The organism is Shewanella glacialipiscicola, from assembly GCF_023283485.1.
GTDB lineage: Bacteria > Pseudomonadota > Gammaproteobacteria > Enterobacterales > Shewanellaceae > Shewanella > Shewanella glacialipiscicola.
Genome location: NZ_JAKILU010000036.1, coordinates 1 through 23,060 on the forward strand (window position 1 = coordinate 1; position 23,060 = coordinate 23,060).

19 protein-coding genes are annotated in these 23,060 nt (G+C 43.9%); 7 read left to right on the forward strand and 12 right to left on the reverse strand.

Annotation, left to right across the window (positions count from 1 at the left end; genetic code table 11):
• The first annotated feature begins 173 nt into the window (after window positions 1–173).
• A complete protein-coding gene (locus L2717_RS17055) occupies window positions 174–1,484 on the forward strand; it encodes a sensor histidine kinase (RefSeq protein ID WP_220773543.1) in 1,311 nt (436 codons plus the stop codon).
• Window positions 1,481–2,032, forward strand: coding sequence for a response regulator transcription factor (locus tag L2717_RS17060; RefSeq protein ID WP_220773542.1), 552 nt, complete (start codon window positions 1,481–1,483; stop codon window positions 2,030–2,032). The genes L2717_RS17055 and L2717_RS17060 overlap by 4 nt, the downstream gene beginning before the upstream one ends.
• Window positions 2,033–2,212: 180 nt before the next feature.
• Here L2717_RS17060 and L2717_RS17065 read toward each other — a convergent pair whose 3' ends face one another.
• The 4 genes from L2717_RS17065 to L2717_RS17080 all read right to left on the reverse strand — a co-directional run bounded on the left by L2717_RS17065 (window position 2,213) and on the right by L2717_RS17080 (window position 9,039).
• Window positions 2,213–4,546, reverse strand: coding sequence for a M4 family metallopeptidase (locus tag L2717_RS17065; RefSeq protein WP_220773541.1), 2,334 nt, complete (start codon window positions 4,544–4,546; stop codon window positions 2,213–2,215).
• A 459-nt stretch (window positions 4,547–5,005) separates the two neighbouring features.
• Window positions 5,006–5,713: an SDR family oxidoreductase gene (locus L2717_RS17070; RefSeq protein WP_220773540.1), complete on the reverse strand. Its 708-nt coding sequence runs from the start codon at window positions 5,711–5,713 to the stop codon at window positions 5,006–5,008.
• 166 nt (window positions 5,714–5,879) lie between these two features.
• Window positions 5,880–7,457: a cryptochrome/photolyase family protein gene (locus tag L2717_RS17075; RefSeq protein ID WP_220773539.1), complete on the reverse strand. Its 1,578-nt coding sequence runs from the start codon at window positions 7,455–7,457 to the stop codon at window positions 5,880–5,882.
• Window positions 7,458–8,007: 550 nt separating this feature from the next.
• Entirely contained in the window at window positions 8,008–9,039 is a 1,032-nt protein-coding gene (locus L2717_RS17080; RefSeq protein ID WP_220773538.1) for a DUF5677 domain-containing protein, read from the reverse strand.
• 195 nt (window positions 9,040–9,234) lie between these two features.
• On the opposite strand from L2717_RS17080, the gene L2717_RS17085 reads away from it, so the two are divergent.
• On the forward strand, window positions 9,235–9,426 hold the full coding sequence (locus L2717_RS17085) for a hypothetical protein (protein WP_246611759.1): 192 nt from the start codon (window positions 9,235–9,237) through the stop codon (window positions 9,424–9,426).
• 458 nt (window positions 9,427–9,884) lie between these two features.
• Here the strand turns inward: L2717_RS17085 and L2717_RS17090 are convergent, their stop codons facing one another.
• From L2717_RS17090 to L2717_RS17110, 5 genes are all read right to left on the reverse strand, one after another.
• Window positions 9,885–10,271, reverse strand: coding sequence for a gamma-butyrobetaine hydroxylase family protein (locus L2717_RS17090; RefSeq protein WP_220773537.1), 387 nt, complete (start codon window positions 10,269–10,271; stop codon window positions 9,885–9,887).
• Window positions 10,272–10,462: 191 nt separating this feature from the next.
• A complete protein-coding gene (gene hslU, locus L2717_RS17095; RefSeq protein ID WP_220773536.1) occupies window positions 10,463–11,791 on the reverse strand; it encodes an ATP-dependent protease ATPase subunit HslU in 1,329 nt (442 codons plus the stop codon).
• 18 nt (window positions 11,792–11,809) lie between these two features.
• A complete protein-coding gene (gene hslV / locus L2717_RS17100; RefSeq protein ID WP_076499334.1) occupies window positions 11,810–12,334 on the reverse strand; it encodes an ATP-dependent protease subunit HslV in 525 nt (174 codons plus the stop codon).
• Between the two features lie 457 nt (window positions 12,335–12,791).
• Window positions 12,792–13,985, reverse strand: coding sequence for a flagellin lysine-N-methylase (gene fliB / locus L2717_RS17105; RefSeq protein WP_220773535.1), 1,194 nt, complete (start codon window positions 13,983–13,985; stop codon window positions 12,792–12,794).
• Between the two features lie 209 nt (window positions 13,986–14,194).
• The gene (locus L2717_RS17110) at window positions 14,195–14,797 is read right to left on the reverse strand and encodes a response regulator transcription factor (RefSeq protein ID WP_220773534.1); all 603 of its coding nucleotides are present in this window, start codon (window positions 14,795–14,797) and stop codon (window positions 14,195–14,197) included.
• 289 nt (window positions 14,798–15,086) lie between these two features.
• On the opposite strand from L2717_RS17110, the gene L2717_RS17115 reads away from it, so the two are divergent.
• Window positions 15,087–16,856 carry a sensor histidine kinase gene (locus L2717_RS17115; protein ID WP_220773544.1) on the forward strand — a complete coding sequence of 590 codons (1,770 nt, stop codon included), beginning with the start codon at window positions 15,087–15,089 and terminating at the stop codon, window positions 16,854–16,856.
• A 20-nt stretch (window positions 16,857–16,876) separates the two neighbouring features.
• On the opposite strand, the gene L2717_RS17120 is transcribed toward L2717_RS17115, so the two are convergent.
• Window positions 16,877–18,037 (reverse strand): putative sulfate/molybdate transporter, encoded by a 1,161-nt coding sequence (locus tag L2717_RS17120; RefSeq protein ID WP_220773533.1) that lies wholly within the window; start codon window positions 18,035–18,037, stop codon window positions 16,877–16,879.
• Window positions 18,038–18,405: 368 nt separating this feature from the next.
• On the reverse strand, window positions 18,406–19,242 hold the full coding sequence (locus L2717_RS17125; RefSeq protein ID WP_220773532.1) for a mechanosensitive ion channel family protein: 837 nt from the start codon (window positions 19,240–19,242) through the stop codon (window positions 18,406–18,408).
• Window positions 19,243–19,413: 171 nt separating this feature from the next.
• Here L2717_RS17125 and L2717_RS17130 point away from each other — a divergent pair, with 171 nt between their 5' ends.
• Together L2717_RS17130 and L2717_RS17135 are read left to right on the forward strand one after the other, a co-directional pair.
• On the forward strand, window positions 19,414–19,893 hold the full coding sequence (locus L2717_RS17130; RefSeq protein WP_220773531.1) for a hypothetical protein: 480 nt from the start codon (window positions 19,414–19,416) through the stop codon (window positions 19,891–19,893).
• 374 nt (window positions 19,894–20,267) lie between these two features.
• Window positions 20,268–21,443, forward strand: a complete 1,176-nt coding sequence (locus L2717_RS17135; protein ID WP_220773530.1) for a type III PLP-dependent enzyme — start codon at window positions 20,268–20,270, stop codon at window positions 21,441–21,443.
• 77 nt (window positions 21,444–21,520) lie between these two features.
• Here L2717_RS17135 and L2717_RS17140 read toward each other — a convergent pair whose 3' ends face one another.
• The gene (locus L2717_RS17140) at window positions 21,521–21,733 is read right to left on the reverse strand and encodes an HP1242/YdcH family protein (RefSeq protein WP_220773529.1); all 213 of its coding nucleotides are present in this window, start codon (window positions 21,731–21,733) and stop codon (window positions 21,521–21,523) included.
• Window positions 21,734–22,146: 413 nt separating this feature from the next.
• Between L2717_RS17140 and udp the strand changes: the two genes are divergently transcribed.
• Window positions 22,147–22,905 carry a uridine phosphorylase gene (gene udp, locus L2717_RS17145; protein ID WP_115406896.1) on the forward strand — a complete coding sequence of 253 codons (759 nt, stop codon included), beginning with the start codon at window positions 22,147–22,149 and terminating at the stop codon, window positions 22,903–22,905.
• Window positions 22,906–23,060: the final 155 nt, after the last annotated feature.

Sequence of the window (23,060 nt, forward strand, 5' to 3'; positions counted from 1 at the left end):
GATATTATTGTAGGCTTACTCATGTATGGACTCCTTTTGTTTTGGTCGATACCAACTTACGACTGTAGGTTGGTGGAGTCCATACATCGAGTTCAGGTTAAATAAGTGCGTTGAATATGAAAAGCTTTTAGAATCATCAGCTATAAACGTGCGTTAAAGCAGAATGAGACCCTATGGCTAAAATTTTCGGAACCAGTGTACAAGCTGCAGACCAAGTTGCGTTGCTGCGAACCTTAGGTTTATTGCTACAAATTAGCTTAACTCTGTTTGCCGCCGATACCTTTGGTCTTAGCTTACAAATGCAACCTCTGGTCTATGTATTTGTACTGGAAGTGCTATATCTGTCATTCACATTAGCACTACGCAAACCTTTGTTTGTAAAAGAGAGTGGCCTTTTTATCGCACTTAGCTTAGATACGCTATTGTGGATATCTTGGTTGTACTTTTCCGGCGGGGCCACCAATGCCTTTATCTCTTTATTGTTATTACCTATCGCACTTGCGGCGGTGACCCTGCCGATTTGGGCACCTTGGGTGCTAACTGCGATGTCGACCTTAGCTTACAGTATGATGATTTTTACTGCGCCAGAATCTCCCATGCAGCACCATGGTATGGATATGAGTTCTCATTATTTAGGCATGTGGTTTAACTTTGTGATTTCGGCTTTGGTAATCACAACCAGTGTGGCGTTAATCACTAAACGCATGCGCCGCCAAGATGAGCTGCTGGCATATATGCGTGAAGGACAATTGCGCCAAGAACAGTTATTAGCGCTTGGCACCGTATCGGCGCAAATGGCACACCAACTGGCTACGCCGCTTTCGAGTTTGCGATTATTACTTGATGAAGTAAAAGACGATATGAGTGGCACATCAGTAACGATTACCGAAATGGAAAGTGCTTTAGGCCGTTGTGAGCATACCCTCGCCGAATTACGTTTAGCTACAGAATCCATTCGTGATCGTCGCCAACGCCCACAAAAAATAACAGAGATAATTGAAGGCTTAAAACAAAAGATTTTACTGTTAATGCCGCAAACCGAACTGAACTGGCTGATTAACTGTGCGCCGGAACAATTGTCAGAACTGAGTATTTTGACTGACATGAGCCTGACGCCAGCGATCATGGCATTAATTGAAAATGCTGCCCGTGCCAGTGTTGAAACCATTAATATCCCGCAGGTGGATATTGGTTTGGATATAGCGCCAAACGTAGATCAACTCTATTTGCAGATCCGTGATTATGGCGCTGGCATTGCCCCTTCTTTAATGCCACAACTGGGGACTTTGTTAGTCCAGAGTCCTAAAGGATTAGGTGCTGCGCTGTTACTTAGCCACGCGAGCTTAGAGCGTTTGGGGGCCGAGTTGATTCTGGCTAATCATCCCCAAGGCGGCACAGTCGCACAAATTCGCTTTACTATTTTAAAGGACCCAGAGCTGGCGTTATGGCCGAAGACTCAAGTACCTGACGAGATAACATCATGAAACGTTTGTTGATTGTAGAAGATGACCTTTCACTTGCCAGCATTTTAGGGCGACGGTTAACTCGTCACGGCTTTGAATGTCGTTTAACCCATGATGCGAGTACGGCTTTGCTGGTGGCGCGGGAATTTTGTCCGAGCCACATTCTGTTAGATATGAAACTTGCCCAAGTGAATGGGCTGAGTTTAATTGTACCGCTGCGTAACTTACTGCCCAAAGTGACTATGGTATTACTCACAGGCTACGCCAGCATTGCCACTGCGGTGGAGGCTATTCGCCTCGGTGCCGATAATTATTTAGCTAAACCTGTTGATACTCAAACCTTGCTCGCTGCGCTAGAAATGGATGGTCATACCCATATGCTGCAAAAAGATGACGTTGATGATTCGCCACTCAATCCTAAGCGCTTGGAGTGGGAGCATATTCAGCAAGTGCTAAATGCAAATCAAGGCAATGTGTCTGTCACCGCACGTCAATTGGGAATGCATCGCCGAACGTTACAACGTAAGTTGCTCAAGAAGCCCGTAGGTGAAAGTGGATATTTGAAGTAACCATTATTTTTGCATTGGGGCTGTTGCCCCTGCTCGAAGATTTGAATTCGGGAGTAAGTTGTTTGAGCATAAAAAATGCCACTCAAGAAGGCTAAGTGGCATTAACAAGAAACAAGGGTTTCATCGATGAGTAGGCGCTAGGGTTTTAGGTTAGCGCCACGTTACAATTAAACTATGTAATTAAAAATTAACGGTTTCTTCATTTGAGCAAGGACCGTTAGTTTCACATACTTTATAGGTGAAGCTCGAACCCGCAAGATCGCTGAAACGATCAATAAACGCTGAACCGCTTGAGGTACCCACGGCAACACCGTTACGGAAGATAGTGAATGCATTCGCATTACTGCCATCCCATGCCAGCGCAACACGTATGCTACCGTGACGCGACTTGTTGGCATTTTTCACTGTCATCTCTAACGCCACTTCTGGTACTTCAACCGTAAATTCTGTGGCAGTGCTTGCTGTTGCGCCATCGTTGTCGGTCACAGTTAGTGTGACTGTGTAATTGCCAGACTGAGCATACTGATGATTGACACTTGCGCCTGAAGCATTCGTGCCATCACCGAAATTCCAGCTCCATGAAACGACATCACCATCACTGTCAGTACTGGTGCTAGTGAAACTGCCGTTACCATTAGCAAAACTGGCTGTAAAGCTTGCGGTAGGATCTTGGTTGGGTGTGTCATCGCCGTCATAAGCACCCACTAGGCTCACACCTGTATAGCTGCTGTAGCCATTGACCATGACCCAATAAGTTCCCGTTTGGGCTAGATCGATAGGGCAGCTTTCGGCATTACCGGCTTTGTATGGACGGCAATCATAGCTACTAGAGGTAGGAGCTTGGCCGAACTTAACATACATGTCCGCATCACCCGTGCCGCCTGACATATTAAAGCTCAGGTTAGTTGCACCGCTTGCTACGTCGAGTTTGTAGTATTGTTTGCTACCCGACGTACCCGCTAAACCCGTCACGGCGACACCGTTCGCGAGCTCAGTGGCTTCTGGTGGTGGCGGTGGTGGTGGCGTTTCACAAGGTGTGATACCGACTGCGGCAAACGCAGTGACGACATCGGCAGCATTTAAGCCTAAATCAGTCGCTGCTGATTTAACACCACAAGCGCCTTGCCAAAATAAACTGTCAGCAGTCCAATATAATTGGTTAGCGACAACAAATGTTTGGAATGCTTTGCGTGTATCCCAACCCGGTAAGTTTGCTAGCGTATAGAAAGCTTTGTTGAATACACCTGAACTGTGGTGCACGTCGATACCATCATAGTAATTGTCGATATGGCCGATTGAGATACCGTCTAAGGTTGGATCTGCCATGTAGCGCAATGCACCATTACCTTTAAATATATCGGCGCCGACTAACCAGTCGTTCGTGCCGTGCATGTAAAATTCAGCAGCTTCACCCGCCATATCTGAGAAGGCTTCGTTCATGCCGCCTGACTCTGATTCGTAAATTAATGCTGAGTTTTGCTCAGTGAAACCATGGCTCACTTCGTGTGCCGAGACATCTAAACTGACTAATGGGTGGAAGGTCGTTGCGCCATCACCGAAGGTCATAGCACTGCCGTCCCAGAAGGCGTTTTCGTAGTTGCTGCTGTAGTGAACCCGCATGGTTAACTGGAAAGTTAACGGCGCAGTGTTATACCACTCGCTATACATGTTGTAGATCACGTTACCAAAATAGTGCGCATCGTTTAATGGCGAGTAAGCACCGTTGATCTCTTTAACGGTATTGCGTGGGCAAGTGTAAGAAAATGCTGTTGCGCCTGATGTGGCACCGTTTAAGTTAACGGTTTTCACGTTAGGTGAGTTCATGGTGCACGTGTCACCGCTCACTTCAACGTCTAAGTTCGAAAAATCAACGCCGTATTCATATTGACCCGTCTTAATGTTACCGCCAGGACCCGTCCCCGTTGCAGCGTGATTAATCCCTTCCCAACGTTTGATCACTTCACCAGAGTGCGCGTCAACCATAGTGAATGGGCGGCTTGGCTCATCGCCATACACCACAAAAGATGTCACATAAACGAGGCGAGTTTTAGTGGCATCATCAAGGTAAAGCCAGAGTTTAGCTTGTTTGTTTTCAGCTTTTAGGCCAAAAGCGGCTTTGTCGGATTTGCCACGTATCGCAATGTCTAACGCTTTATTCGCTGATAACGTGGGTTTGACAAAATCAGCCGACTTTTCAATATTTTTTAATACGCGGCCAGACATGTCGCTGTAAAAGCCCATGCTCGATTGTGATGTTGCAACAGAGAAACCATAAACGGGTACGTCATGGAAATATTGTTGTAAACGCTGTTTTTGCTTGCCTTTACCTAGGTCGAGTTTTTTCTCAACTTTGAGTTGGCTACCCGCGTCTAAGTTGAACTGAGACACTAAGTTGTTGCTTGAAGACGCGCTTCTGAGTGTACCAACATCGACAACATCGGCGGCAAACGCTGATGTGCCTAATGTGGCTGATACTGCAATGAAGAGTAGCGACAGTTTTTTGTTTAGCATCATGCTTGAAATCCTTTTTCCGTTTTATAAATAACGTGAAATGCCATACGACTTAACTGGCTCTAGCGAGCGTTTTTAGCGTGATTTCTATTGAGGTAAGCGACAGCTTTGCCATAACCGCAGAGCATAAGTTGTTGCTCCTGTAGAAATTCATTGTGTTTAACACTGTACCGGTGGTGGATCACCACGCAGAGTTAGATGTTATTTAAATGTAACAACACTGGCAATCGTACAAATGCACTATCTTTTGTAGTCATTTAGACTCATTTAAATTTGTACTAGGGCTGATGAATTACGAAAGAATACAGAGGTGAATTGTGATTTTTCATTGTTGAAAATATATTTAACATTACGTTTTCAAAGGTTTGAGCAAGGTTTTGATTACCGTAATGCCGCATGCTAGCGTTAGTGCGTTAAGTTGCATGTGATGGGTAAGCTGCAATTGAACATTGCGGCTATGGTTTACCAAGGTAGCAGTGCGCCATCGTAGGCTAAAAAACTTCCCGTTTGTGCCGGCGTGGCATTGGCGATAATGGGCAATAAGCAATTAGCGACATATTGCGGGGTAAACAGTTTGTCTTTAGGTACGCTTTGCTGAAAGGGTTTGGATAGTGGCGTGTCAGTCGTGCCCGGATGCAGGGCCAGCACCACGCAGTGTTTCATTGTTCGCTGCCATTCAATTGATAGTGTTTTTAAAAACATATTCAACGCTGCTTTTGAGGCGCGATAGCTGTACCAACCACCTAATCTATTATCACTAATGCTGCCGACTTTCGCCGATATCACGATAAATCTTGCCGAGCCACTTTGTTTTAATGCATGGCTAAAGTGTTTGGCTAACATCACACTGGGCAGCATATTAAGGCTAATATTGTGCTGTAAAAAATCGATATCGACTGACTGTAGATTCTTTTCTGGCCCTTTATCTTGGGTGTGCAGAATGCCGATACAGTTAATAATCCAATCTAATTCAGTTAGTTGTTCACTAAGCTGCTTAATCTCGACCTCGCTGGTTACATCCAGTGGATGCCAGTTAACTACACCTTGCATGTCTATTGGACGGTTTTGCCTATAGGTCGCGTGCAAGGTAGCCGCTGGATATGCCACTTGGATTTGTTTAACCATAGCTTGACCAATGCCGCCATTGCCACCGACGATCAATATCTTCATTTAAAATGCTCCATTACCAATGCCTCATTAACGAGTATTAATCACCAAGCTTAATTGCTGAACCTTAATAACTGAGCTTCAATCACTGAGATTTAATCGTTGAGCTTTAGTCGCTGAACCTTATATGACTGAGCTTTAATCACTGAGCTTTGATACAAGCTCATCACTACAACTTGTCTAAATGAGCGAGATTATATTCGGCGGTAGCTAATATGGCGTGCCGTACGGATTCGTCCATTTTGTCCCAAGTTTGGTATAGCATGCCGATCCTTGGGTTCTGCGACAATCGCGCGCGGTGTTTGTCCATAAAGCGCCAGTAAAAACTATTGAACGGGCAGGCCATTTTTCCGCTACGTTCTTTTATTTTGTAATGACAACCGTTGCAGTAGTCGCTCATCTTATTGATGTAAGAACCGCTAGCGGCATAGGGTTTTGTACCTATAATGCCACCATCGGCAAACAATGCCATGCCGCGAGTATTAGGCATTTCAACCCATTCAATCGCATCAACATAGACGCCTAAATACCATGCATCGACTTGATTTGGCTCGATTTCGGTTAATAAACAGAAATTGCCGATCACCATTAAGCGCTGAATATGATGGGCGTAGGCAAAATCTAATGATTGGGATAACGCTTGCCGCATGCAGTTCATCTTAGTGTCGCCATGCCAAAAATAATCGGGCAGCGTCATTGTGGCATTGAGCGCGTTAGTGCTGGCGTACTGCGGCATATTAGCCCAGTAAATGCCGCGAACATATTCTCGCCAACCTAATATCTGCCTTACAAAGCCTTCAACTTGGGCGATATCAATCTCAGCATTTGTTTGATAACTGTCGATGGCCGCATTAATGACTTCTAACGGGCTGATTAATTTACTGTTAAGGCTAAAAGAGAGCCGACTGTGGTACAGGCTCCACTTAGCGGGGTGTTGCTGTGTCATTGCATCTTGAAAGCGACCAAATGCAGGTAAACAAATCTGACAAAAATATGTGAGTAGCCTAAGGCTTTGCTCGCGGTTTATCGGCCACAACAAGGGGGCATCAATACGGCCCATGGTCGGAATGTGATGGCGCTCAAGCCTAGCGACAATATCCGTCACATCGAGGCTAAACATCAATGGCTCAGGCAAGATTTTTATATCCTGAGCTTTCAGCTTTTGACGATTATTCGCATCAAAATTCCACTGCCCACCCAAGGGCTTGTCTTCATGCATAAGGATATTGAAGCGCTTACGCATACGGCGATAAAAGTGCTCCATCATAATGTGCTTGCCGACGGGGAACTGGGTATCGATTTCGTCAAACGGCAATAGAAAATGCTCAGTATCGACACAGTTCACCACGGCAGTGTTAAGCTTAAGTTGGCTCAATTGCTCAAGCAAACGGTATTCATCTGGCCTTTGGTATTCAAACTTAATCGCACCAACCTGTGTCACTTGATGTTGAATAAGCCCCAGTAGATCGCTATAGCCCTGAGTGTTATTGAAGGTGTCGTCAAGGGTTAAATAGAGCACTTGATGCCCTTGCGCGCGAAGCGCTTGGGCAAATTGCGTCATTGCCGCAAAAAAGGCACATATTTTTTGCACATGATGGGTCACATAAGTGTTTTCTTGGTGCAATTCTGCAATCACATACAGCACGTGATCATCAACACGGTTAAACCAAGAATGCTGCGCATTGAGTTGATCGCCTAAAATTAACCGCACTGTATTAAATTGCTGTAATGGCTGCTGTGGTTGCATTAACTGGGCTCTGGTGAATGACTTTCGCGGTTAAGCATTTCGCGATGGGATATTCCCTGACATTACGAATTGGGTTGCAGTGAGGATCACAAAGCAGGGTATTTGTCGTGATTTCGACAAAGAGGTTTATCTGTAAACTTCGTTTAATTGCGTTTAATTGCGTTTAAAAGGCTTTTAAAAGCCAAATCAAAGTCGTGGGGCTTCACCCCACACCCGACCAAAAGGGGAAAAGCGCCTGCTCCCTTTTTGGAAATCCCCCGGCGTCCCTAGCGAAGTTACATGCATTAGTTACTGGCTACGTGCTTATTCGAAAATAGCTAACGCTTCCGATGGGGTGTCCCTTCCCCCCGAAAGCTACGCAGACGTCCTGTCTGCGTCACGCGATTTTCTTCAACGCCCTTCAGCAACTTCGCAGGGGAAGGTGAACTTCTGAAGTTTTAGTGTTGTTTGCTAGTATTTAAAAAGAGTATTAACACTCCATTTTTTAAAATTTAACAATAGGTGTCTAAATAAAATTAATGGGTGCTTCAATAAAATTGTTTTCATTTTATTATGAATTAGTATGGACTGATAGTTTAAGAAACTCATCGCCAATATTATCTGAATATTTTTGGGTAATGTTCATAATTACAATGCAGTCTATTGATGGATTAAGCTGAAGTAACGTACATGTTACTTGCATTAAGCTAATGGCTGTTGCGTGTGCAGGGTCAGTCATACCTGAATTACTTTGCCCGACAACGAGAATGTCTTCGTTACATTTTTCAAGGGCTAATCTATTTCGTAAACCTTTAGAACCAGCATGAATATTTTGACTTGCCCATTTGTAATATGGCCTCATATGGTCTAAGCCAACATCCATTTCGATAGGGCCAAAACCAACGCGTTTAATCTGAGGAAATAAATATGCCGCCCAACCATAATGGCCTGAAAAACTTTTTCCATATTTATCAATAATATCATCATAAATTCGTTTCATGTCTCCTAGCTCTGCTGCTGTTGGACCTTTTGCTTGAAGTCTGTCCTCATATTTATGGTGCTCATTCATTACATCATAAGAATCGATTATGTTATGAAAATGAAAGCGTTCTGCACACTCTTGCCCATGTTTAAAGATAAGCATGGCTGTAGCACTAAGCTCATGCAATGCTCTCCAACGTGAGTGAGCAGCATCAGGGAAACCATTTTTCAATAGACATAAAACTTCATTTGCAATATGACAGGCTCTAGCATGGTGACGTATTAATAAATCAAAAACCAAATCACTTTTTTCGACAGCTTTTTCTCGGTATTCTGAATTGATATTTTCTCCTGCTTCTGTGCAAATTGAAATATGAGTCTCCAGTAAGTCAAATCCTGATTGCCAAAGTTTAATGTTATCCGTAACAAATGAATCATATTCATCTCGTCGATTTGAAAGCATTTCAGTTGCCGACTTAGCTAATGAGTCTGAAATTATCTTTGTAAACTCAGGAAGTTGTTTCGATATTATTTTGTTAATATCAAGCTCTTTAGCTTTCTCTGGGTTTTCAGCTATTAAATCTTCAATTAACTTATCAAATTGATCTTGAATGACTCTCATAATCCTCCAGATTCATAGCATTTGTATTGTACGCATTATCTTATACCAGTCACATTAAATATCTAATCAGTTCAGAGCCTCACAGGTATTTCAATCCGAGACGCATTGACGCAGAAATGGTTATTCCCTTTTAAGTTAATGCAACACGGGAGTGGGATACCTGTGAGGCTCCCAAAGGGCGGCTGATTTAACTGCATGGCAACGCGCTTTATACTGCGTTTAAGGCTTTCGACAGAGCACCACTATGTCTTCAATCCTTCGCCTTCTCTAAAGCGCGTTGAACTCCCGCTGAATGAACAGATATTTAATACGATTGGTATTAGGTCACTTTACATGATAATTTTCAAATTACTGATTTTAAATGTAATTTACACGATAAAAAAATAATTATGGGTAGATAGTGTGTATGCGCATGATTTCTGATCGTTTTTTTTTACGAAGATAGGATATGCAAGACTTTTTTTAGATGTAAAGCCAACACAGAAGTTACAGGAGTTCACCTTCCCCTCGGAGTTGCCGCAGGGCATTTGCGTTCGTTGCGTGAGCGAGACATGGATGCCGAGATAGCGTCAGTCGAATCAGGGACGAGCGTCTGACGCGATAGCATAAGGACGCTAAATACCTAAGGGGTTTTCAACTCCGTTGGGGGCGTCTTGGAGCATCCAAGGAGGATAGGACGAGCAGTCCTCCTTGGTCGGGTGTGGGGTGAAGCCCCACGACTTTAAGTGTTATCGTGGGAAATAGAATATTTATCAGTTTGATACTACCAATTCAGCCTTTAGCGCAGAGCTTTCTAGCTTGGCACGATTAAGGTTTAGCGGGCTATTCAACCGATTAGCAACCTATTAGTTGTACTTTATATTCATCGCGATCAGCGGTTCGCGCGAGGCTTTTTCAGCACGTAGGCGGGCGAGGTATTTTTCCCATAGATCCACTTGGTGGGTGGCGAGATCGTAGAGCACTTTCCACGAGAATAAACCGGTGTCGTGGCCATCATCAAAGACGATTTTCACTGCGTAGTTACCGACGGGTTCTATGGCGCTGATGTTGACGTTTTTCTTGTGGGTGACCAGCTTAGGATTGCCGTGCCCATGTACTTCAGCCGAGGGCGAGTAGACTCTGAGCATTTCGCAGCTGAGTTGATGTTGCTCACCATTATCGAAACTGATTTCTAGAATGCGCGATTTACGTTTCAGTTTTAGGTCGGTGACATTGGGCGTTGCTGTGGTCATAGGTTGGCTACCAAAAAATGCTAAAAATAAGATAACGGCTCATTAAAATAATGCCTGATTACTGTAACCATTAACGGCTAAGGATACAAAGAGTATGCCTTAGCCGTGATCACAGTTTTGCCCTTGGATGGCTTGGTATTTAATGGCATACCAAACCTTTGCCTAGATTCAAGTTTTATCAACCTTACCGCTTAAAGGATAAAGCGACTGAGATCTTCGTCTTGGACTAAGTTATCTAAGTGAGCGCTAACATAATCGGCGTCGATAACAAAAGCAGAGCCTGATTTTTCCGATGCATCGTAAGAGATATCTTCCATCAGTTTTTCCATCACAGTGTGTAAACGGCGAGCACCAATGTTTTCGGTGCGCTCATTCACTTGCCATGCGGCTTTGGCAATGCTGTCGATACCCGATTCTGTGAACTCGATTTTCACGCCCTCAGTGCCCATTAACGCGATATATTGCTCGGTCAGTGATGCATGGGGTTCTGTAAGAATACGTTTAAAATCATTGGCTGATAACGCATCTAACTCGACACGAATCGGCAAACGACCCTGTAATTCAGGAATTAAATCTGACGGTTTAGACATCTGGAATGCACCAGAGGCGATAAACAAAATATGGTCGGTTTTCACCATGCCGTGCTTAGTGGTGACAGTACAGCCTTCAATCAGTGGCAGTAAATCACGTTGCACACCTTCACGGGAAACGTCGGGGCCAGAGGTTTCGCCGCGTTTACAGATTTTATCGATTTCGTCGATAAAAACGATACCATTTTGCTCAACCATCTCAATGGCTTGCTCTTTTAAATCTTCTTGGTTAACCAGCTTAGCCGCTTCTTCCTCTATTAATAACTTAAAGGCTTCTTTGATCTTCATCTTGCGACGTTTAGCAGGTGCTTGGCCCATGTTTTTAAACAGGCTTTGCAACTGGTTTGTCATTTCTTCCATACCCGGAGGCGACATGATTTCGACGCCGACCTGTGGCTGGGCCACGTCAATATCGATTTCTTTGTCGTCTAATAGACCTTCGCGAAGTTTTTTTAGAAATACTTGGCGGGTATTTGAGCCTGAGTCGGTTTCTGTGCTTTCCCAGTCATTTTTAGGCTTAGGTAACAGGGCATCGAGAATACGTTCTTCGGCGTGTTCTTCTGCAAGTTGGCGACACTTGCCCATTTGCTGTTCGCGGGTGAGCTTGATGGCGATATCGGTTAAATCGCGGATGATTTGCTCGACTTCTTTACCGACATAACCGACTTCGGTGTACTTAGTCGCTTCGACTTTAATAAATGGCGCGTTAGCTAACTTAGCTAAACGGCGGGCAATTTCAGTTTTACCTACGCCAGTTGGGCCAATCATGAGGATATTTTTTGGGGTGACTTCTTGACGGAAATCAGCATCCAATTGCATCCGGCGCCAGCGATTACGCAGGGCGACAGCAACAGAACGTTTGGCTTTTTGTTGGCCAATAATGTGTGCATCCAGCTCGTGGACAATCTCACGGGGGGTCATTTCAGACATATATTCCTCACGGGCTGTTTAGTAATTGAGTTCTTCAATCGTTTTAAATTGATTGGTAAATACGCAAATATCACCCGCTATAGTCAGGGATTTTTCAGCGATTTCTAAGGCCGACAATTCAGTGTTTTGCAATAAGGCCAACGCCGCGGCTTGGGCATAATTGCCGCCCGAACCGATAGCAACTAAATCGTATTCTGGCTGCACCACATCACCATTACCTGTGATGATAAGCGAGGTTTCGGCATCGGCGACAACGAGCAAAGCTTCGAGTTTTCGCAGCATACGGTCGGTACGCCAATCTTTGGCAAGCTCAACGGCCGAGCGCAATAAATGGCCTTGGTGCATTTCGAGTTTGGCCTCAAAACGCTCAAATAGAGTGAAAGCATCGGCGGTGCCGCCAGCAAAACCTGCCAGTACCTTGTTGTGATATAAGCGACGCACTTTTTTGGCGTTACCTTTCATCACAGTATTGCCTAGGGAGACTTGGCCATCGCCGGCGATGACAACTTGATTATTACGGCGTACTGATACGATAGTGGTCACAATGAATCCTCTTCTGGCCCGCAATGACAAATCACGCGGTGGATAATGGAGTAGATATGGGGATAGATGACAATAATTCAAGTTATAGCGAGAAAAGCCAAAGGAGTTTGCGATCTTTCGCGCGCCTTTGGCTGCAAAAATAAGCGCTTACAGGGAAAGGGTTGTACTGCTGATTTTGAGGCAGCATGGTCACCAAAATTTTAAAGGAGACTCGCAGGGATTAATTGAAACCGTGATATCTGGCTTGAAAAATACCCGAGGACATAGTTGCACTCGGGTGGAGGTTCAAAGCAGTGGATTTCTTGAGCGCCTGCGGGGCACAAAGGAAGGAACCTAATACACAAGTGTGCGGGTAGAGATAATATTTAACAAAGCCAAATGCACAAACTGCGACAGTTTGTCGCAGTTTACTCCGCCACATAGCGTGGCTTATGTGCAGTGAAAGGCGTGTTAATAGCTATAGTATTAAAGCTTGGGTTTTTAAAAGGCAAATAGCGGCAGGCACACTGTCTATTCCGCATTCTTGCAATGTTGCGCTCATACTTTTTACGAATTCAATCTTATGTTGTCTAACGACTTGATAAATCTGAAAACACATCACAATATCACTTTCTGATAACCCTTTATTTTTAAAGGCTATCGCAGATAAATAGCAACGGATCATAAAACAATCGAGCACGAGTAAACGAAATGCTTCCCAAGAGGGTTGTTGTGAGTCTAATAAAGGGAAGTGGTTGTGATAAATAGAATACAAAATATAGCGTTCAAAAAGTTCGCTATGCCCAGCCAGAGCCGGCGCCGCATGTTCTGTCCAAGCTTGATTCAACGCATCAATGTGATACTCATTTTCTTCATTACACAATACGCCAACCGCTTCATTTAGCGTGGTAAATCTTGCGCGTGCCCCTCTTGAGTGCGACTTACATAGTTCATTGTGAACCGTGATAAACGCATGCATCTGTGGCGGAGGTGTATAAGGTAACTTTTCATATTGCTCCGCCAACGCTCCTGACTCAGCATACAATTTCAGTTGTTGTAAGCGCTTATCGAGCTCTTCAATTGGCAGAGTATTTTGACGAACTTGGTCACATACTTTGATTAATAGTCCAATTGCCAGCAATGCTTGTTGCCAGCCTCCTTTCATATTCACCAATAGATCGATGCAGGATTCATGGGTTTTTTCTAACCATAGCGGGCTGGGTGATGATGACTGTTTTGTGCCACTTCTGTTGGTGTTAAATTGGAACGCATCAGGGTTGAATAGCACCAAGCGAGCGACTTCTGGGCAAGATAAATAGAGGCTTTCATGTTTATTGCCACCAATGACCTTGTGGATCCTTGGATATGTTTTACATGTGTGGCTCAGCGCCTGCACACCCGCTTTTGCATGGACATCACACAGCTTTTGTTCATTAACGAATGGGCATACACCTTGTTCATTGAGCCTTATATCGGCCCAATCATTAGCGCTTTTTTTTGTTTCAATAAAGGCCGTTTTTGCCGTTGTGGCGAGTAATGGATGTTTGATGGTGTTTTTATAGCTTTTTTTATCAAAAGATATGCGCCAATCGTTACAACAGCTGTCTTCACATTCTGGCCCAATACATTGGAATAATGTGACATAGCCTGGTTTTATGATGAGATTGTCCATCAGTAATTTCTTTATTCTTACAGTGAGTTAGATGAAATATAACAAATAAAACGGGCTAATGCCAGTTTAGTCAAACCGTGTTCAACAAAGTTAAATAGCTAACTTACAACCGTTATTATTGCTAAGCGGATGACTTACTTATGATTTAACGCCCTGTTTTATACGTAACTGATTCGGCGCCGCGAGGTTGAGTAGAGAGTAATTATGACTTATAGGATTGAGTTCAAATTACCTAAGTGCTGCACCAGTTCTGCCATATTATTGACTTCGAGTTTTTTGATGATTTTTGCGCGGTGCACTTCAATTGTGCGTAGCGATAAAAACATCACCTCCGAGATTTGTTTATTGGTCATGCCTTGGATGAGATGGGCTAACACTTGTTGTTCTCGTTCGGTGAGTCTTTCAAACTTTTGCTGCAAGCTTTGTTGTTCGAAGTTGGTCAGACTTTCTCGCTGTGCCTTTTCAATGGCTTGGACTAATGATTTACCTGACACTGGCTTTTGAAAAAAATCGCAGGCCCCTTTGCGAAAAGCACTTAATGCCATAGGTAAATCACCGTGACCCGTAAGAAATATCACCCCCAATGGGCTTTTAGTCTCCAGTAGTTTTTGTTGTATTTCCTGGCCGGTGATTTCAGGCATACGGCTATCTAAAATAACGCAACCTGCCTGAGATAATGCGCAGCGCTTGAGAAATTCATGGCCACTACTAAAGGTTTGCACTTGATAGCCAAATTGGCTGAGCATAAACCCCAAAGAATCGAGGATCGCAGCATCGTCATCAACTAAATACAATGGCAATTTGGTAAACATAGCTTTCCTGCTGGAGTTAGAGGGCATGAACAGCTTAAGCTGCAGAGGGACTTAGCTCAATTTTAAGCCTAGGTCTTGGGAGATATATCACTAAATTAGCCTTGTTCTATGATCTTAATGTCAGAGTTTGGCGGCATTTCACAGCAGCAATAATGGCGGTAAGTTATGGTCTTGGCATGTATTACAAGGCTCAGAAAGACAAACAATACCTATGAAAAAACATGAGTCCTTGAAGCGGTCTTCACTATTTAACACGTTTGCCTATTGGTTACTGCTGTGTGTGAGTGGGATGGCGTTATGCCATTCTAGCGTTAGCATCGCTGGCGAAGCGTTGAAAGAGCATCAATTTAGAGTTGGCGTGTTAGCTAATCACGGCGTATTACAGGCCAAACAGCGTTGGCAACCTATGATGGATTATCTCTCTGAGCAGGTGCCTAATAGCCATTTTGAGGTTGTGCCCGTTGATTTTAATGGCATGCGCAGCCAGTTACTCAGTCATGATTTGCAATTTATTATCACCAATCCTGGGCAGTATTTGCACTTAAGTAATCATTTCCCGCTGTCTTGGCTGGCGACTATGAAGAGCCGTAAACATCAGGGAAGCACTTTTACTATCGGCGCGACGATTATCGTGCGCGCCGATAGCCCTATCCGCACTCTGCGGGATTTGCGCGGGCGCAATGTCGTCGCCAGCGATCCGCAAGCCTTAGGCGGGTACCAAGCCGCCATGGGCTTGTTGTATAAAATGGGCTTTCTTTCTGAAGAGTTTTTTGGACAAGTGCGCTTTCTTGGGTTTCCGCTTGAGCCATTGGTCTATCAAGTACGCGATGGCAACGCCGATGCTGCCATTGTGCCTTTTTGTACCTTAGAGGAAATGATCGAAACGGGTCTGGTTAATCAAGCTGATTACCGAGTGATCCATCCGAATACGCCCGCTGGATATGATTGCGAGGTCAGCACTACATTATATCCCAACTGGTCATTTGCGGCGGCGGATACCGTTCCTCCTCAGCTCACAATGGCGATTACCCGCGCCTTATTTGATTTGCCTGCTGACCACGTGGCGGCGATTACGGCTGATACTTTAGGCTGGACTGCGCCGATAAGTCAGCTAAAAGTCATTGAGTTATTTAAGGAATTACAGCTACAGCGCGGATCGCCGCCACTTTATCAAACGGTTCATAAATGGATGGCAAAAAACAAAGAGTGGGGTGGTGCACTACTGCTAATTTTTATCATATCCACGATTTACCACTTATGGCTTGAGTATAAGTTTCGCCAGAAAAGTGAATTTTTACTCAACACAGAACGGCAATTAAAAGATAAAGCGCTGCAACTTGAACGCCTACAAAGCGCGGCGATTTTGGGGGAGATTGGCGCGGGTCTTGCTCATGAACTCAATCAACCCATTGCTGCCATCACTCAATACAGCGAAGGCGCTATGCTGCAGTTGGAGCGATTGGGGCAGGATAATCCAGAACTTTATGATGTGCTGGGTAAAATTAATGCTCAATCTATTCGTGCGGGCGCTGTTGTACACCGTATTCGCGGCTTACTGAAACGCCGTCAGGCAAAGGCTGAATCTTTAAATATTGTACTCGTAGTGAAAGAAGCCTTAGCTTTACTGCGGCGTGAGCTAGATCGTGCTCAAATACATAGCCATGTGAACGTTCATGGAGAATCCTTTGAATTAATGGGCGATAGCGTTGGTTTGAGCCAGATGTGGGTTAACTTGGTCAAAAATAGTTTAGATGCGCTAGATCTCTGCGGTGATAATCGTGTGCGTCAATTGTGGATCGATATTTATTATCAGCCCCATGAAATCAAAGTGTTAGTGATTGATAATGGCGAAGGGCTACTAGGGCAGGCGAGCGAGTTGATGGCTTCTTTCGCATCGACTAAAGATGAAGGTTTAGGGCTCGGCTTAGCTATTTGTAAAGATGTTGTCACTCGCCACCACGGCAGCATTCAAATCGAAAACTGCCAAGATTGCAGCAGTGAAGTGATATTACCTTGGCAGCAAGGTTGCGTTGTCACAGTGGTTTTACCTAAGGGATAAGATACTCAGATAACTTAAACTTAACGCATGGCTAATATGGCCCTGCGGCGAACTTGCTCTAGAATAATACCCACGGCAAGTCCGGCGGCAGCGTTGATTGCAAAGCAAGTGACAGCGGTAGATAAAATCACCAAGATACAAAAAGGTCTACCATCGATTAAGCGTTTCGACCACGCCAGTTGTAACCCCGCAATCGTCAGTAAGCTACCGAGGATCGCCATCGGAATTAAACTTAATAACCAAGCGATATTACTGCCCCAGCAGAGGGCGATAATCAAACAAGTACTGCCAAAAATAAGTGGTGCAAGATAAGTGCGTGCGCCAAAATGATATTGCACTGTGAGACCCCCTGCGCCGTGGCACATGGCTGAGGCGCCAAAGGGCGCGAGTAATAAATTGGCTAGGCCTGAGGTTATCGCAAGATTTTTTGGCGTGAGTTTAGCGGCATCTTCGGGAAATTTTTCCTGTGCCATCGCTGAAATGGCAATAACGGCATTGGTTAGCGTCAATGCCAGTTGCGGTACTACCAGTAAAAGGGCGGCGGAAGTCCATTCGACCGCTGTCGGCCAAGTTAACTGAAATGGCGTTGTCATTGCTTGAATATCAAGATTATTACTGGTTAAGCCTGTTTGTGTACTTGCCTGCCAAATCATCCCTGCTGTAATCACTAAAGGCATCGCTAAGTAGCGTAGCGGTAAAAATTTACTGACAAAGAGTAGTCCAAAAGCACCAAAACCTAATAACCAAAACTCACTCATCATTTTTACGCCCATCCACATCAGCTGTAGACCGATTGCGAGCTGGATACCGACACTCACGGCTTGAGAGAGTTGTTTAGCTAACCAAGTAATCGCACCGCTAAAGGCAAGAATAAGCAGTATTATCCCCATTAACATGGCGCTTGCTTGTAACATTCCAGGTGATAGCCCTTGGGCAATAACGAGTGCCGCGATGACTTTCATCGGTTGTACGGGAATTGGGCGGCGGTAAAATAACGCGCTTAGGATAGCGAATAGCCCAAAACCCAAAAATATTCCTTGGGCTGAAAATTGATTGAGGGCGATAAGCCCGAGTACCAAAGGTAAAAAAGTGCCGAGATCGGCAAACGCACCGCTGGTTTCTCCAAGTAAACGGTTAAATGACTGGTCACACACTTTTTTAGGGGAATTGCCCGAGAACATACACATTGCCGTAATTGAACACGATATGTTTACGCAAAATAAGTGCCAGAAAAATAAAGTTATTCGGGGGGTAAACTGAGTAAAACTACCCAATCTAGATGCGCGTCGGGACAATCTGGGGCAAGGTGGGCTGATGGCTGAGTCTAATTGTCTGTATCTGCGTACTTACGTTTGGTCTTGCTATCAGTATTGTTTTTGCGCTTAGAGTGTTGATATTACGAAGATATTGATGTCTCATCGCGCGAATGAATCGTTGTAAATGACTAGTCAATAATAGATGGCAATACAGACACGGTACTCTTACACAAATTCATTTTCAGTATGTGATTTAGAGGGCTAGTTTAATCAAGCACCCTAAATCATTAGCGTTATTGATGTTGTATGTGCACCTCTTTAATAGGGCACGCAATCTCTATTCCTGCCTGCTTAAGGGCGTTGTAGAGCGCTAAGTTCACCTTATATTTGTGTTGAAAATAGCTTTGCGTCGGCACCCAATAACGTACGCTCATTTCAATCCCGACAGCATTAAAACCATTGATGCCGATATTGGGCGTGGTCTCTTGATAAACATAGGGATTGTTGCTTAATAACTCAGTGAGCACACTAATGGCGTGTTCGGGATCTGTGCTGTAACTGAGATTAAATTGGGTTTCTACTAACTTATTACTGAAGGAATTATGCAGAATCTCACCAACAATATGTTTATTGGGGATATTAATTTGTTCGCCTTCTTCATTAGTGAGAATGGTCATGCCTAAATTAATACGTTTAACAACACCACTTTCTCCTTTAATTTCAATCGTGTTACCCACGACAAAAGGTCGCGTTACAATAATGGTTACGCCAGCAGCATAGTTCGCCAACATACCTTGCAGCGCTAAACCCGCGCCCAGAGAGATGGCACCGATTGCAGCCACCATAGGGGTCACGCTGATGCCGATTTTGCTCAGGGCAATAATCCCGACCATAACGATGATGAGAATACGGATAAGGTTACTGACAAAATTGCTGAGGGTGATATCTACATTGTGTTTTTTGAACTGTTTAGCCACTAAGCGCGATACTTTACTGGCGACCCATAGACCGAGTAAAAAGATCAGTAAGGCGCCCACGAGCTGGAAACTATAGGTGACTAAAAACTCTGTGACCAGTTGATAAACACCCTGTAATTGTTGTAATTCTTGATTGATTCCCGGTGTTATCATTATGATATCTCTGTAATAAATTTAACCGCATCAGTATAGTGTAGACGCCAGTACAAGTACTGATTCGCCATTCATCTGTGAAGCGTATCATGTAATCGCGGTTGGTTTAATGAGTGAATTGGGTGAGTCAGGTATGCTGTTAGCTTATCCAATTAAGGGAGTTGAGTGTTTATGAAAACGCTATTGTTATGCCTGTCTTGTCTATTGACCCCAGTATGGGCGCTTGCGGCAAGTTATGTTGCCGGAGATATGGTTAATTCTATTACACTGCTCGATCAGCATGATAAAGCCGTTACAGTGACGGATAAAACCCAAGTGTTACTCTTTAGCCGTAGTATGAAAGGTGGCGATATTATTAAAGAAACACTCACTCCTTTGAGTGAAACTCAAATGCCTACTGGCTTGGTTTATGTCGCCGATATTAGTGGCATGCCCTCTTTGATTGCTAAGTTTGTTGCTGTACCACAAATGAAAGATTTACCTTTTGCGATTGGCTTAGATAGAGAAGGGGAGATCAGTCGTTTATTACCAGACACTAAAGATATGGCCACTATGATATTGCTCAATCAACGTAACATTGTAGATATTGCCTATTTTGATTCCAGTGAGGCTTTGAGCCAAGCGCTCGCGAAACTTAACCAACCGCAGTAACCATTTAGTTAAATACCTCAGTATTAAGGCATCACATTCGCGTTATTTGGCGGTGTGATCGCCTCTTAAAACAAGTGACTTTGTGCTGGCTATTCTAGCCATCACGTGTCTATCTATTTCCCTTTTGTTCGCATTGTAACAATTCATTTTTGTTTGAATGATGAACGCTCGTTTGCCTTAGGGTTTATGTTTATAATCATTTGTTTTACAAATGCTTTTTTAAAGTAGTCTACCGCTAATTCACTTAAGAATAAAAAGTTATAAATTTGGCATAAAAATTCATTGCGTAAAGTAAGGAAATATCGTTTACTGCGCACGTTTTTAAGACATTATACTCACGTTTATTTATCTGACCCCAAGGAGACTCTGGCCCAATGAGCCAATTTCAATCTATTGATGTTGCTGATTATTATGACATGGATACCTTCAAGCGTATTGAAGCGTTTGCCAAAGACAAAGCAACCCCATTCGTCGTGATCGATACCAGTATCATAGCGAAACAATACGATGACATGGTTAATAGTTTTCCTTACGCCAACGTTTATTATGCAGTCAAGGCAAACCCAGCGGCCGAGGTCTTATCTTTGTTAAAAGATAAGGGATCAAATTTTGATATCGCCTCAATTTATGAGCTCGATATGGTGATGAATGTAGGTGTAACAACCGATCGCGTAAGCTACGGTAACACCATCAAAAAGCGCCAAGATGTACGTGCATTTTATGAACGCGGTGTGCGTATGTATGCATCCGACTCTGAAGCCGATTTGCGTATGATCGCCGAAGAAGCGCCAGGATCGCGTGTTTATGTGCGTATTCTGACCGAAGGCACAGATACAGCTGATTGGCCATTATCACGTAAATTTGGCTGCCAAAATGAAATGGCCTATGACTTATTAGTATTGGCGCAGGAATTAGGCTTAGAACCTTTTGGTATTTCGTTCCATGTAGGCTCTCAGCAACGCGATATTGGTGCTTGGGATTCCGCTATTGGTAAAGTGAAAAGCATTTTTGACCGTCTGCGTGATGAGCACAATATTACCTTGAAGATGATCAACATGGGCGGCGGTTTTCCTGCTAACTATATTGATAAAACTAATCAATTGGGTGTATATGCCGAGCAGATTACTCACTTCCTGAAGGAAGATTTTGGTGACGATTTACCGCAAATCATTCTGGAACCGGGCCGTTCGTTGATTTCTAACGCGGGAATTTTGGTTTCTGAAGTCGTACTGATCAGCAAAAAATCCTACACAGCGTTAGAGCGTTGGGTGTTTACCGATGTGGGTAAATTCTCAGGCTTGATTGAAACGATGGACGAGGCGATTAAGTTCCCGATTTATACCGATCGTCAAGGCGAGCTGGATAAATGCGTGATTGCTGGCCCAACCTGCGACAGTGCTGATATTATGTACGAGCACTACAGTTATGGTTTACCAAATGATTTAGCGATTGGTGATCGTATGTATTGGTTAACTGCTGGTGCTTATACAACGACCTATTCAGCAGTGTGTTTTAATGGGTTCCCCCCGCTGAAAGATTACTATCTGTAAGCGATTGAGGTTACGGTAATAAGGGCGTTTAGGCGCCCTTATTACTATCTAGAATGGTTATATAGAGAACGTTGAAGTTATCCGTGGGATTTGAGGATCTGATAAATTTCTTCTTTTAGGTGTAATTTCTTACTTTTAAGCTCCTTCACCGCGGGATTGAAATCACTGCCCACACGTTTTTCCAGCTGTTTGATTTCCTCATCTAATTGATTGTGTTCATCGAATTTACGTTGAAAATGAGCATCCTTGATCTTTAGGGTAGAAATTAATTCTCTGTATTCTGGAAACATCGGTATTCTCCTTATCGTCACTATTTCACAGTTAGTTTCGCTTTAACCCTAACCTTTATACTTAGCGATAAGAAGTCATTTTGCTCAAATTCTGCTCAGCGTTAGATTAATACTAAAGGCCGATTTATTTAAATCTAATATAAATCAGTAGACTACACATTATTAATCATAAGTGATGGCAGTTGAGCCGGATCTAGCTCACACTTTGTCTGGCACAAATCAGACTAACGTCCGTAACGCGAGTAAATTTGCTATCTTGTGATCAGATTTACATGCAATGAGTAATTTCATTACGACTAAACAATTACTTCTTGCCGATAATTCTGTGATCAAGTTAACCTTCACCGCTTCGATACTAGGTTAAAGTCGATTTAATAAGAATTTAATTATCAAAAATGAAAGGGGTTTTCACAATGGCTGATGTATTTCACTTAGGTTTGACTAAAGCGATGCTCGATGGTGCTACCTTGGCAATCGTGCCAGGTGATCCAGAGCGTGTAAAACGTATTGCCGAATTAATGGATAATGCGACGTTTCTTGCTAGCCACCGCGAATATACCAGCTATTTAGCGTATGCCGATGGTAAGCCTGTCGTCGTGTGTTCAACCGGTATCGGTGGTCCATCGACTTCTATTGCAGTAGAAGAACTTGCACAATTGGGTGTGAATACCTTTTTGCGTATTGGTACTACAGGCGCTATCCAACCTCATGTGAATGTAGGTGACGTGATTGTGACCCAAGCTTCAGTTCGTTTAGATGGCGCGAGCTTACATTTTGCACCTATGGAGTTTCCTGCGGTTGCCAACTTTGAATGTACTACCGCTATGGTTGCAGCGTGTCGTGATGCTGGCGTAGAACCACATATTGGTATTACCGCATCTTCTGATACTTTCTATCCAGGTCAAGAGCGTTACGACACTGTCAGTGGCCGTATAACACGTCGCTTTGCAGGATCAATGAAAGAGTGGCAAGACATGGGTGTGTTGAACTATGAGATGGAGTCATCCACCTTATTCACTATGTGCGCGACTCAAGGTTGGCGTGCAGCCTGTGTAGCAGGGGTTATTGTTAACCGCACTCAGCAAGAAATCCCTAATGAAACCACAATGAAGAAAACCGAAGTGGACGCGATTGCTATCGTGATTGCTGCGGCGAAAAAACTGCTCGCTTAAGGTTAATTCAGCTAAGCAGTGCTTCTCTGTAAAGGGACTGCTCAATAAAAAAGGTGCCTCAGGCCTGTCTCTTGATCACATCTCGTGCTCAAGAGACTGTGCCAATTCATAGCCTTCAAGGATAGTTTGCAGCTTGAACCATCCTTCCCATAACC